Genomic DNA, 12,092 nt, shown 5'->3' with positions numbered 1-12,092 from the left:
GGGATGTGTCGTCGGTCTGATCGCCTTGTTTGGCGCCGCAGCGCCTGCGGGGACGACAGGGAGTCAGTAGTCCATTGACATCACCTCACGGACTTCGGCGAGCGTTGCGCCGGCGACAGCCTCGGCCTTCGCGTTGCCGGTTCGGAGGATCTGTAGCAGATACTCTCGATCGGCCGCGATGCTTTGGCGCCGTGTCCGGTGCGTGCGCAGCCCCTCGTTGACAGACTCGATCACGAGGGCCTTGAGCGCACTTCCCCCGCCGTCCCCAACTTCGGCGGCGAGGAGCTCGGGGGATCTGCCGGTGAATCCAGACGCGATCGTCAGCAGATTCGCCACCTCGGGCCGACGCTCGGGCTCGTACGTGATCGTGGGCTCAGAATCCGTCCGTGCTTTCCGGATCGCCTTCGCGGTCTCGTCTGCTGTGGCGGCAAGTCGAATCGTGTTGCCGCGGCTCTTCGACATTTTCTGCCCGTCGACGCCGAGAATCCGCTGACCGTCGTTCAGCAGTGGAGCGGGCTCGGGAAACACCTCGGACCCCGCTGCGTATCGGGCGTTGAAACGTCTGGCGATGAGTCGGGTCTGTTCGATATGGGGGAGCTGATCCCCGCCGACGGGGACGACATCCGCCTTGCAGAACAGGATGTCGGCGGCCTGATGAACCGGGTAGGTGAACAGGAGTCCCGACAGCGGTCGTCCGCTCGCGCCGAGTTCGTCTTTGACCGTTGGATTGCGCTGCAGCTCGGCGTGCGTGACGAGACTGAGGAACGGCAACATCAACTGATTGAGCTGAGGGACGGATGAATGGGCAAAGATGGTGGCTCGGTTCGGGTCAAGCCCGGCCGCAAGGTAGTCAGCGAGCAGGGAGAGCACGTTCTCCTTGATTCGCCCGACGGAATCGCGATCCATGATGACCTGATAGTCGGCGATCAGAACGAACGGGTCGACACCTCGTTCCTGCATCGCAACCCGTGTCCGCAGACTGCTCAGATAGTGACCAATGTGGAGGTCGCCCGTCGGTCGGTCGCCCGTAAGCATGCGATGTTCACCAGGCGCTCGCTCGATCGACGCTCCGACTTCGCGGCTATGCTCAACGGCTATTGAGGCTGCGGTGTTTGGCATGACTGCTCCTGAAGGTTGAGCCCTCAGGCCGACACGAGTCGATGACACTCATGACTCGAGCCGCCCGAAGGCGGCTCGATGGGTCGTGATGATGTCGGCGGCCGCCTATTCGGTCGGCCACCACCACTGTGCAGTGTGAATCATCATGCCGGCGAGTGTACGTCAACGGATGCCGCGTCGCGACATCGCCAGGGGGGTCCCGCATGGTGTTCGGTTCCAAGGACCCTGAAACCGATCGGTTGCTTCGTAAACTCGCCGAGCAGCGCGAGCGCGAAGCGCTCCGGGTACGACTTCGGAGTCGTCGCTCGTAGAGCACCCGACAGGGGAGACGGAGACGATCGTTACGCGCGGCCACGACGAGCTCGGCCTTCCCTCGTGGCCCAACCAGTCGTCGGCACATCAGCGGTCGCTGCGATCGTTCTCCACGAATCTGACGCAAAAGCAGTTTCAGCGCTCCGTGTCGTGCGGTGTGGAGGCGGCTTATGACGGGGGTTGGGGCGTCCTGCGCTGGCAGAATACGCCTATGACGATCGAGCTCACCCCTGTCGCCGCGGAGCGGTTCTCTACCTGGCTCGAGCGAAGCCGAGACGAGTACGTCGCAGACCTGGTCGCCTCGGGAGAGACGCCAGAGTCAGCTCTTCGACACGCCACCGAAGCTCTTGCTCGCGCCTTTCCAGAGCAGGCGCCCATGGACGGCCAAGCCGTCTTCGATCTCACCGACGACTCTGGAGATGCGGTCGGCTATCTCTGGCTTGGCCATGACAACTCAGGGGACCCTACATCCTGGTGGGTCTGGGATGTGGTCGTGGAGCCTGAGCACAGGGGGAAGGGCTACGGGCGAGCCGCGATGCAACTCGCTGAGACCTACGCTCAGGCTGGTGGCGCGCGCACGCTTGGGCTCAGTGTTTTCGGCTTCAACGCGACCGCCCGAGCACTGTACGACTCCCTGGGATACGAGACGACGAGCGTGAAGATGCGCAAGCGTCTCGAAGACCCCGAGCTGCAGGATGATCTCGCTCATTGACGCCAGTCAGACTGGAGCTGTATCCAGCACACGCCCGTTGCGGTATTGCCGATAATGCACATTATGTCAGGTCAAGGTCGACGCAATGGCCTGCCCTAGGCTCGCGACCATGACCGACGACATAGACATTGCAATTGTTGGGACGCTGACGAACGACGACCTCAGACGGATGGACGAGCTCCTCTCGCAGTTGTCGTCCACCGCCACCTTCGATTCCGATCGAGTGCTCGCGCTTCTTGACGCGCCGGGTACAGTTCTCTTCGTCGCGCGCGATGCCGGTTACATGGTCGGAATGGCGACTCTTGTGATCTTCCCTCTGGTGACCGGCTGGCGCGGGATCGTCGAGGATGTCGTGGTTGATCATCAGGTACGCGGCCGCGGCATCGCTCGCCTGTTGCTCGAAGCCGTCACCGAAGAAGCGACCCGTCGGCATCTCCGCACGCTGGATCTCACCTCTCGCCCGTCGCGCGAGTCAGCACTGAGGCTCTACGAATCCGTCGGGTTTGAGCGCCGAGAAACGAACGTTCTCAGGTACATGCCAACACCGGAGTGAATGACAAGAATCGGCGTCCAGCGGCTCGACTGGTGGAGAAGTGGACATCGGACGTTCCCATCAGGAACCGCGCCACGACCCGATCACCCGGCCTTCCGCGGCGGGTACGCTCTCGAACGTGGTTCCCACCGCTCCCCTGCACCTCCGACGGCGCACCGAAAGCGACTGCGAGACGATCGTCTCCTGGGTCGACAACGCGACGGATCTCTACCTCCTCAGCGGCCCACGGTATCGTCGCAACATGGATATCCCTTCGATCCGTGTGCGCCCCGCAGAACTCAGCGACGCCGATGGGATCGCCGATGTCCACGTCCAGTCGTGGCGCGAGACGTACTCCGGAGTGATCCCCGATCGCTTCATGGGCGCCGATGCACTGGCGGCAAGGAAACGCATGTGGGGATCGATTCTCAGCCGCGATCCGCTCCCGGGTGCAATCGCCGTCGCTGAGCGCCGTGGTCAGGTGGTCGGATTCGCTTTCGCTGCCCCGTCTGATCACCCCGATGCCACGAAGGGTGTCACACCAGCACGCGACCTGAATCTTTACTCGATCTACCTTCTCGCACACGAGCACGACGCGGGCATCGGGAGCAGCCTCCTGGATGCCGTCCTCGAGAATCATCCCGCACAGCTCTGGGTGCTCAGCGGCAACCAACGCGCCCGCGCGTTCTACGAACGGCATGGATTCCGCGAGGACGGCTCCGAATTCGTCGACCCCGACCTCAACGGGATCGTCGAAATCAGGATGGTGCGTTAGGCGGCCTGCGCGTTCCTCGTGCCCACGAAGCAGCCGTTCACTCGCGCTCAGTGAGCGACTCGTCCAGCATCGTCCTCAACCACACTGATGAATGTGCTTCGTCGGGCCTCACACACGCGTCAACGGAAAGTGCGGCAACGGAGGCATCTCGATGTCGATCGTGTCCCCAGTCATCACTCGTCCGCCTCGGGACACGATGCCCATGACCCCGGCAAGTCGGATGACGTGGCCCTCGCCGCTGGTCCGGATCACCTGTTTGAGCAGACCGGGCTGAAAGTCGTTGATCTGCTGGCACGGATTGCGCAGCCCCGTGATCGTCACCATCGCGTCTCCGAAGCGAAGCCGGGTGCCGACCGGAAGCGCGAGTAGGTCGATCTCTCGGGTCGTGATGTTCTCGCCGAGCTGGCCGGCCTCAACCGTGTGACCACTTGCGCGCAACGCGTCGAACAGCTCGCCATGGATCAGGTGCACCTGCCGCACATTCGGCTGCGATGGGTCGGCTGCCACTCGCGAACGGTGCTGCACAGTTGCGCCGCAGTGGGCGTCCCCCTCGACGCCGAGGCCCTCAAGTAGCGTGATCGATTCACGCGTCGCCTTGCTGAAGCTATGCGTGGCACTGGAATGAACGGCGGCAACCCGAGGCGGCATGCGCTCATTCTTCCACGCCGAGCTGCGGCGCGAAGGCCCGCGAGAGCCTGCCGAACTCCCCACAACACCGACGCCTTCACACCACCCGCAGAGCGCGCAGGTACCGCCGACGTACAACGCGCTGAGCGATCCGGAGCAGCGGGAACGCCGCACGCCACGGCTGCCGCGCCGAGGCTCTTGTGAGAGAGCGAACCGAGAGCACGACGTCATCGCCGCTTCGCCACACGATGAAGGCCTCCTCCCCTGACACCGGATGACCGGGCCGCGTCCGGTACGAGAAGCCGACGCGATCGGTCGACTCGAGTACGTCGACGACCTCGACGGGCTCCCGGATCGTGGCGCCCAGGATTCGGAAGGTGATCGTCGGGCGGGCACCGACCTGAACGGGGCCATCGTCGTTCACCGAGAAACCGCTGCGCGTCTTCACGCGCCACCGCAGGAGGTCGCGTGACGCGCGCGCCCAGGCCGTATCGCCGCGCCCGACCACAGCCGACACTTCGGATCGCTCATGGGCGCTGCCGTCGTCCGGCAGCCACTCCCCGTGCCTCAGGGGAATCATGAGTGCGCAGGCGTGAATCGTTGGTGCACACCAACTACCGTAGTCGTCGTGACGTCCGACACCTCTTCAGACCACGACCTGCTCTTCCTCTCCGAGAACCCGTCCTGGCTGCTCACCCGCGCCCGCCATCGCGCCCATCAGCTCGTGACGGAGCACCTCGACGCCGTCGGCGCGCGGCGACATCATCTGCGGGTCCTCTCGGTGCTCGTCGAACACGGGCCGCTCCCCCAGGTCACGATCGGACAGCTGGCGGAGCTCGACCGCGCTGATCTCTCCGTCGCGATCGATGAGCTCGAAGCCGAGGCCATCGTCGCGCGGCAGCCGGATCCTGCGGACGGCCGACGCAAGATCGTGCGGATCACCGACGACGGTCGCACGCGCGTCACGCAGATCGGGGCGGCCCTCCGGGCGGCGCAGGATGAGTTGCTCGCGCCCCTGAACCTCGATGAACGCGAATCGTTCGTCGCCGCATTGCGCAAGCTGCAGCCCTGATCAGGCAGCGCGTCGGCAGCGCCCCCTCGAGGAGAACCCCTCAGCCCGCGACATACTCCGCGAGGTGCTCCCCCGTCAGCGTCGACCGCGCCGAGACGAGATCGGCGGGCGTTCCCTCGAAAACGACGGTGCCGCCGTCGTGGCCGGCGCCCGGGCCCATGTCGATGATCCAGTCGGCATGCGCCATGACCGCCTGATGATGCTCGATGACGACGACCGATGTGCCGCCGTCGACGAGACGGTCGAGCATCTCCAGCATCTTCTCGACATCGGCGAGGTGGAGCCCCGTCGTGGGCTCGTCGAGGACGTACATCTCGGCGCCGTCGGCCATCTGCGCCGCGAGCTTCAGGCGCTGGCGTTCACCGCCTGACAGGGTCGAGAGCGACTGGCCGAGACTGATATATCCGAGCCCCACATCGTCGAGCCGTTGCAGGATCCGCACCGCAGCCGGCAGGCGCGCCTCGCCCTCACCGAAGAACTCGAGCGCCGCCGACACCGACATGTCGAAGACGTCGGCGATGCTGCGGCCTGCCAGCGTCAGCTCGAGCACATCGGCTGTAAACCGACGCCCGCCGCAGTCCTCGCACGGCGTCGTGACGCCCTGCATGAAGCCGAACTCGGTCGTGATGACGCCGTTGCCCTTGCACGTCGGGCAGGCGCCCTCGCTGTTCGAGCTGAACAGCGCCGGCTTCGTTCCCGTAGCCTTCGCGAAGGCCTTGCGGATCGGATCGAGAAGACCCGTGTAGGTTGCCGGATTCGACCGGATGGATCCCTTGATCGCGCTCTGGTCGACGAACACGACGCCCCCGCGTCCCGCCAGCTGCTCGTCGACGAGCGAGCTCTTCCCGGATCCGGCGACGCCCGTCAACGCGACGAGAACGCCCGTCGGGACGTCGACGTCGACATCGCGTAGATTGTTCCGCGTCGCGCCGCGGATCCCGACCGCACCGGTCCGCTCTCGCACCTGGGGCTTCGTCCGCGCCCGGTCATCGAGATGGCGACCCGTGATCGTGCCACTCGCCCGCAGCTCGGCGACGGTGCCCGCGAAGCAGATCTCGCCGCCCGCGGATCCGGCCCCCGGCCCCACATCGACGACGTGATCAGCGATCGCGATCGTCTCGGGCTTGTGCTCGACGACGAGCACCGTGTTTCCTTTGTCGCGCAGGCGCACGAGCAGATCGTTCATCCGGCGGATGTCGTGGGGGTGCAGCCCCGCCGTCGGCTCGTCGAAGACATAGGTGACGTCGGTGAGCGGCGAGCCGAGATGCGTGATCATCTTCAGCCGCTGAGCCTCTCCCCCGCTGAGGCTTCCGGAAGCGCGGTCGAGCGAGAGGTATCCGAGGCCGATCTCGACGAAGGAGGACAGAAGATCTGCGAGCGCGTCGAGCACGGGTCCGGCGCCCGGCTCATTGATCGCGCGTACCCACGTGAGCAGGTCCGTCACCTGCATCGCGCACGCCTCACCGATGTGGATCCCCGCGATCCTCGACGTCCGCGCGGGCTCCGCGAGCCGTGTGCCGCTACAGTCCGGGCATGTTCGGAAGGTGACGGCGCGATCGACGAACGCACGGATCCCCTTCTGCATCGCCTCCCGATCCTTCGACAGGATCGACTTGCGCACCTGCGGTACGAGCCCCTGGTAGGTGAGATTGATGCCGCCGATCTTGACCTTCGTCTCCTCCTTGTAGAGGAGATCCTGCGTCTGCGCGTCCGTGAAGTCGCGAACCGGCACATCCGGGTCGAAGTACCCCGACTCCGCGTACATCCGCACCGACCAGCCGCCGGGCTTATACCCCGGGATCGTGATCGCACCCTCGTTCAGCGAGAGAGAGTCGTCGATCAGCTCTGTCACGTCGAGGTCGCTCACGCGCCCCGTTCCCTCGCAGCTGGCGCACATGCCGCCGAGCACGTTGAACTCGGCACGCTCACGCTTCGCGCTCCCCGTGCGCTCGACGAGGATCGCACCCGATGCCTTCACCGACGGCGTATTGAACGAAAACGCGTTCGGCGGGCCGATCCGCGGCTCCCCCACGCGGCTGAAGAGGGTGCGCAGCAGCGCGTTCGCATCGCTCGCCGTGCCGACGGTCGAGCGAATATTCGCGCCCAGCCGCTCCTGATCGACGAGGATCGCCGTCGTCAGGCCCTCGAGGGAGTCGACATCGGGCCGAGCCAGCTGCGGCATGAATCCCTGCACGAACGCGCTGTACGTCTCGTTGATCATGCGCTGCGATTCGCTCGCGATCGTCTCGAAGGCGAGCGAACTCTTGCCTGAGCCGGAGACGCCGGTGAAGACCGTCAGCCGACGCTTCGGGAGATCGAGATCGACGTTTCGGAGATTGTTCTCCCGCGCGCCGCGGACGCGGATGGTGTCGTGGCGGTCGGCGGGGTGAACGATCGTGTCGGCCATGATCATGATCGTCCCACGACCCGTGGTGAGATGGGAGACATGCTCCGCTGCCCATCCCGCCGCCCGATCACGGCATGAGCGGCGCGCTCACGGGCTTCGCCGTCGTCGGCGTCGCGATCCTCACGGGATACATCGTCGGGCGCGTCGGGCTGCTCGGTGACAACGGCGGCCCCGTGCTCGCGAGGCTCGCGTTCTTCGTTCTGAATCCGATCCTCATGTTCGTCGTGCTCAGCGACGCCGACGTCGGAATGCTGTTCTCGTCCCTTCTCCCGGCGTCGGCAGCCGCGGCTGGCGTCGTCTTCCTCATCTACGGGATCATCGCGAAGCTCGTGTGGCGCCGGAGGTGGGGCGATACGGTCATGGGTGCCCTGTCATCGGGCCAGGTCAATGCCAACAACATCGGGATCCCGATCTCGACGTATCTTCTCGGGAACGCTGCGTACGCGGCGCCGATCATCCTCCTGCAACAGGTTGCTCTCACACCGATCACCCTCGCCGTCCTGGATGCCGTCTCGAGCGGAGAGACGAGGTGGTGGCGCGCGCTGGTGCGGGTGTTCCGGAATCCCATGGTGATCGGATCCCTGCTGGGCCTGGCCGTCGCGCTGAGCGGCATCGACCTGCCGCCCCTGCTGTACGAACCGCTCAGCCTCGTTGCGGGCGCCGCCGTGCCGGTGATCCTCATCAGCTTCGGAATGTCGTTGCACGGCCAGCGCGTACTGACCGAGATCGGCAGCCGGCGGGACGTCCTCGTCGCGACGGGGCTCAAGACCCTCGCCATGCCGCTCGCGGCATATCTCCTCGCGCGGTTCGCATTCGGGCTGGACGACCACGCGCTCGCCGTCGTCGTCGTGCTGGCCGCGCTCCCGACGGCGCAGAACGTCTTCAACTATGCGCAGCGGTACGGCATCGGCTACGTGCTCGCACGTGACACGGTCTTTCTCACGACGGTCGGCTGCGTCCCCGTGCTGTTCGCGGCCGCACTGCTGCTGGGCCTCTGAACCGCGATCGACAGGGACGCGCAGCAGACGTCAGTCGATCGGGGTGAAGCTCGAGACGTCGCCGCAGATCCGCTCGTTGTCCTCGGGGATCGGATCGATCGCCGCCCGGGCGATCTCCGCCGCGAACTCGGCCACATTGAGCAGCTTGCCCGCCTCCTCACGACGCGCATCGATCGCGCCGGGATTCAGGCGGTTGAGGAGGGTCGCCGTGATTGTGCCCTCGATCATGTCGGCTGAGACGACGACGAACTCGATGCCATTCTCTGCCAGCTCCGGGATGCGCTCGCGCAGTGCGTCCTCCCCGGCCCGCTTCGACAGAGCGACGGGCTCGTACTCGGGCATCGTCGGCGTCGTCCGGATGAAATGCGCCTGGTGGCTCGTGACGAAAACGACGCGCGAGCCCTCGCCGAGCAGCGGGAGCGCGGCATCGAGCGTGCCCACCTGCGCGTCGCGGTTCAGCCGCATCGCGTAGTCCTCGCCCATGTTCTGCTCCATGCCACCGGAGGCGTTGAGCACGAGCAGGTCGAGACCACCGAACGCGTCCTTCACCGCATCCATCATCGACGCGAGCGAGTCGGCATCCGTCAGGTCAGCCCCGACGACGAGCGTCTTCACGCCATGCGCATCACGCAGTTCACCAGCGAGCTTCTCCGCACGCGGCGCCTTGTTGCGGAAGTTGATCACGACGTTCGCGCCCGCGGCGGCGAGGAAACGTGCGGTGTCGGCGCCGACGCCGCGCGAGGAACCGGTGACGAGGGCGGTCTTGCCGGCGAGGGATCCGGCGGGAAGCGGCTGCGACACGAGTGTGACTCCTGGGTGGTGCGAACGCGGGCCTACCGACCTTACAACGCCCCTCATCCGTGGCCGCCCGACGCCGTGCGCGTCGAGGAGATCAGCGGTGATAGGTTCCGGGCATGACGACCCCCGCGCACGCCTACTTCCTCGGCGCGAACTCTCCGCGCATCCTCGCGCATCGGGGGCTCGTGACACCCGAGATGCGCGAGGAGGGGATCCTCGAGAACTCCTTCGCCGCGATCGCTGCCGCCCACTCCGCGGGCGTCGAGTACGTCGAGTCCGACTGCCACCTCACAGCCGACGGCGAGGTCGTGCTCTTCCACGACGCCGATCTCTCGCGTCTCTTCGGCGATTCGCGCCGGATCGCACAGATCGAAGTCGCCGAGCTCGAAGACCTCATGGCCGAGCGAGGCGGACTCGCGACGCTCGCGCAGGGGCTCGAGGCGTTTCCCGGAATGCGCTTCAACATCGACGTCAAGGCCGACGCCGCAGCGGAACGCGCGGGACGCATCGTGGCCCCGCACGCCGCCCGGGTCCTGCTCACAAGCTTCTCCGACGCCCGCCGCCGTCGCGTGCTGCAGGCGGCGCGTGTGGCGGGCGGTGCTCCCGCCTCCTCCGGCGGACGCACCGTCGTCGCATCGTCGCTCGTGGCGTCGCTTCTGCCCTTCGGCGGTCCTGTCGCCTGGGCTCTGAGAGACGTCGATGCCCTGCAGATCCCCGCACGACAGGGCATCCTCCCGATCCTCACACCCCGGCTGCTCTCGGCCGCTCACCGGCTCGGCGTCGAGGTCCATATCTGGACTGTGAACGACCCTGGCGAGATGCACCGACTCGTCGATCTCGGCGTGGACGGAATCGTCACCGATCGCGCAGATCTCGCGATCGAAACCCTCCGCGGCTGAGCGGTTCGCGGCACCCCGTTGACCCGCGCCCCGCCCCGCGCTAGCTTGCGCGGTGAAGAGGGTGCCTCTCCCCGCCCGTGACGCCGTCTCGGGAGCGACTGGGGATCCGCTGAGAAAGACCGCGTTCACCATCCGTTTCGGATGATCCGCCCAGCGCAGGACGTTAGACCTGACACCCGACGAGAGGACACGAACATGGCAGATCGCAGCCTTCGCGGCATCCGTCTCGGCGCCCAGAGCCTTCAGAGCGAAGAGGGCGTCGTGTTCATGGAGCGCAAGGAGCACACATACCTCTGCAGCGCCTGTGGCCGTGAGACGACCCTGATGTTCGCGGCCGACGCTGAGCCGCCCGCCGCATGGGAGTGCCGCACGTGCGGCGCCGAGGCAGTCCTCCAGACGCCGAAGGGCGCTGCCGAGGTCGACCGCACGAACGACAAGACTCCCCGCACCCACTGGGACATGCTCCTTGAGCGCCGGTCCGTCCCGGAGCTCGAGCAGCTTCTGGCCGACCGCCTCGAGTACATCCGTGAGCGGCGCGGCGAGGGCCAGGACCCGACCAAGGAGTCCAAGGGCAAGAAGGGCAAGAAGAGCGCCTGACATCACGCGCGATGCACAACGACGCCGAGTATTCCTTCCCAGGAATGCTCGGCGTCGTTGTGTGCGCGCAGATCCCCGTAAGCTGTGTGGCATGACGAAGGCACCTGAGCGCGCGATCGGCATCGACATCGGCGGGACCGGCATGAAGGCCGGCATCGTCGAACTCACCGAGGGCACCCTCGCGAGCGAGCGCGTCCGCATCCCGACCCCGAAGGGCGCCACCCCGCCCGATGTCCTCGCCACCGCGAAGGAGCTCGTCGAGCTCCTCGGCCCCGACGCGGAGGGGCTGCCCATCGGTGTCTGCTTCCCCGCGATCGTCAAGAACGGTGTGACGCTTTCCGCCGCGAATGTGTCGGACGAGTGGATCGGCCTCGGCGCCGACGAGCTGTTCAGCAAGGCACTCGGCCGCGACATCCATTTCGTCAACGATGCCGACGCAGCCGGTCTCGCCGAGCTGAAGTTCGGCGCGGCCAAGGGCGAGCCGGGCCTGACGATCATGACGACGCTCGGCACCGGAATCGGATCGGCGTTCCTGTTCGACGGCAAGCTCGTGCCGAACTCCGAGCTCGGTCACCTCGAGCGTCAGGGCGAGAGCATCGAAAGGTGGGCCTCGGCCTCGGCCCGCGAGCGCGACGACATCTCCTGGAAGGAGTGGTCGGAGCGCCTCCAGGAGTTCTACGCACACGTCGAGTTCCTCTTCTCCCCCGACCTGATCATCGTCGGCGGAGGCGTGTCGAAGAACCCCGACAAGTTCCTGCCGCGCATCGAGACGCGCGCCCCCATCGTCACCGCCGAGCACCGCAACAACGCCGGCATCATCGGCGCGGCGAGCCTCGTCCTGACGTAAGCGCGCTGACGCTCGTACAGGCCGGTTCATGCGAATGGGCCGGCCTGTACGCCGGGTTCTGTCTGGGATCTCTCCCTGGACGGCCATCTCTCTCGGCGACACGTTGCCGTGCCGCTCCAGCGACCTACCCGGGGACTCGGCGAGCAGCCTCATCGCCCCCTGTTGGTCTTGCTCCGGGCGAGGTTTACCCAGCGAGCCGTGTCACCACGGCCCCTGGTGGTCTCTTACACCACCGTTTCACCCTTACCGGCCGAAGCCGGCGGTCTGCTTTCTGTTGCACTTTCTCGCGGATCTCTCCGGGTGGGTGTTACCCACCACCCTGCTCTGCGGAGCCCGGACGTTCCTCGGCGCGCTCACGCGCGACGCGACCGCCCGGCCGACCCATTCGCCCCTGCAG

The 12,092-nt window shown here is 66.3% G+C and carries 13 protein-coding genes and 1 other RNA gene; 8 read left to right on the top strand and 6 right to left on the bottom strand.

Translation table 11 applies throughout. The annotated features are described in order from the left end of the window. Positions 1 to 63 precede the first annotated feature (63 nt). The gene (gene trpS, locus C0012_RS08970; protein WP_110588968.1) at positions 64 to 1,119 is read right to left on the bottom strand and encodes a tryptophan--tRNA ligase; all 1,056 of its coding nucleotides are present in this window, start codon (positions 1,117 to 1,119) and stop codon (positions 64 to 66) included. 523 nt (positions 1,120 to 1,642) lie between these two features. On the opposite strand from trpS, the gene C0012_RS08965 reads away from it, so the two are divergent. The 3 genes from C0012_RS08965 (at position 1,643) to C0012_RS08955 (ending at position 3,450) form a co-directional block, all read left to right on the top strand. Continuing rightward, positions 1,643 to 2,143 carry a GNAT family N-acetyltransferase gene (locus tag C0012_RS08965; RefSeq protein ID WP_110588969.1) on the top strand — a complete coding sequence of 167 codons (501 nt, stop codon included), beginning with the start codon at positions 1,643 to 1,645 and terminating at the stop codon, positions 2,141 to 2,143. A gap of 109 nt (positions 2,144 to 2,252) precedes the next feature. After that, positions 2,253 to 2,696 carry a GNAT family N-acetyltransferase gene (locus C0012_RS08960; RefSeq protein WP_110589385.1) on the top strand — a complete coding sequence of 148 codons (444 nt, stop codon included), beginning with the start codon at positions 2,253 to 2,255 and terminating at the stop codon, positions 2,694 to 2,696. 118 nt (positions 2,697 to 2,814) lie between these two features. After that, complete coding sequence (locus C0012_RS08955) at positions 2,815 to 3,450, top strand: GNAT family N-acetyltransferase (protein WP_232527844.1); 636 nt, start codon at positions 2,815 to 2,817, stop codon at positions 3,448 to 3,450. Between the two features lie 108 nt (positions 3,451 to 3,558). Here C0012_RS08955 and C0012_RS08950 read toward each other — a convergent pair whose 3' ends face one another. Continuing rightward, a complete protein-coding gene (locus C0012_RS08950; protein ID WP_332835680.1) occupies positions 3,559 to 3,957 on the bottom strand; it encodes an MOSC domain-containing protein in 399 nt (132 codons plus the stop codon). Between the two features lie 217 nt (positions 3,958 to 4,174). After that, on the bottom strand, positions 4,175 to 4,657 hold the full coding sequence (locus C0012_RS08945) for a DUF1990 family protein (RefSeq protein ID WP_110589387.1): 483 nt from the start codon (positions 4,655 to 4,657) through the stop codon (positions 4,175 to 4,177). Between the two features lie 48 nt (positions 4,658 to 4,705). Here C0012_RS08945 and C0012_RS08940 point away from each other — a divergent pair, with 48 nt between their 5' ends. Beyond that, positions 4,706 to 5,149 (top strand): MarR family winged helix-turn-helix transcriptional regulator, encoded by a 444-nt coding sequence (locus tag C0012_RS08940; RefSeq protein ID WP_162621837.1) that lies wholly within the window; start codon positions 4,706 to 4,708, stop codon positions 5,147 to 5,149. Positions 5,150 to 5,189: 40 nt separating this feature from the next. Here the strand turns inward: C0012_RS08940 and C0012_RS08935 are convergent, their stop codons facing one another. Beyond that, positions 5,190 to 7,556: an ATP-binding cassette domain-containing protein gene (locus C0012_RS08935; protein WP_110589388.1), complete on the bottom strand. Its 2,367-nt coding sequence runs from the start codon at positions 7,554 to 7,556 to the stop codon at positions 5,190 to 5,192. A 74-nt stretch (positions 7,557 to 7,630) separates the two neighbouring features. Between C0012_RS08935 and C0012_RS08930 the strand changes: the two genes are divergently transcribed. Continuing rightward, complete coding sequence (locus C0012_RS08930; protein ID WP_110588972.1) at positions 7,631 to 8,554, top strand: AEC family transporter; 924 nt, start codon at positions 7,631 to 7,633, stop codon at positions 8,552 to 8,554. Positions 8,555 to 8,584: 30 nt separating this feature from the next. On the opposite strand, the gene C0012_RS08925 is transcribed toward C0012_RS08930, so the two are convergent. Further along, entirely contained in the window at positions 8,585 to 9,355 is a 771-nt protein-coding gene (locus C0012_RS08925) for an SDR family oxidoreductase (RefSeq protein ID WP_110588973.1), read from the bottom strand. 113 nt (positions 9,356 to 9,468) lie between these two features. Here C0012_RS08925 and C0012_RS08920 point away from each other — a divergent pair, with 113 nt between their 5' ends. From C0012_RS08920 to ppgK, 3 genes are all read left to right on the top strand, one after another. Continuing rightward, positions 9,469 to 10,251, top strand: coding sequence for a glycerophosphodiester phosphodiesterase family protein (locus tag C0012_RS08920; RefSeq protein WP_110588974.1), 783 nt, complete (start codon positions 9,469 to 9,471; stop codon positions 10,249 to 10,251). A 195-nt stretch (positions 10,252 to 10,446) separates the two neighbouring features. Next, positions 10,447 to 10,848: an RNA polymerase-binding protein RbpA gene (locus C0012_RS08915; RefSeq protein ID WP_110588975.1), complete on the top strand. Its 402-nt coding sequence runs from the start codon at positions 10,447 to 10,449 to the stop codon at positions 10,846 to 10,848. A 91-nt stretch (positions 10,849 to 10,939) separates the two neighbouring features. Next, on the top strand, positions 10,940 to 11,695 hold the full coding sequence (ppgK, locus tag C0012_RS08910) for a polyphosphate--glucose phosphotransferase (protein ID WP_110588976.1): 756 nt from the start codon (positions 10,940 to 10,942) through the stop codon (positions 11,693 to 11,695). A gap of 31 nt (positions 11,696 to 11,726) precedes the next feature. On the opposite strand, the gene rnpB is transcribed toward ppgK, so the two are convergent. Continuing rightward, positions 11,727 to 12,079, bottom strand: an RNA gene (gene rnpB, locus C0012_RS08905) — RNase P RNA component class A. Between the last annotated feature and the right edge of the window lie 13 nt (positions 12,080 to 12,092).

The organism is Microbacterium suaedae (assembly GCF_003254645.1).
In the GTDB taxonomy this organism is placed as follows: Bacteria; Actinomycetota; Actinomycetes; order Actinomycetales; family Microbacteriaceae; genus Microbacterium; species Microbacterium suaedae.
The sequence above is the reverse complement of the archived record's forward strand: the minus strand, read 5'-3'. Positions and strand labels throughout refer to the sequence as shown.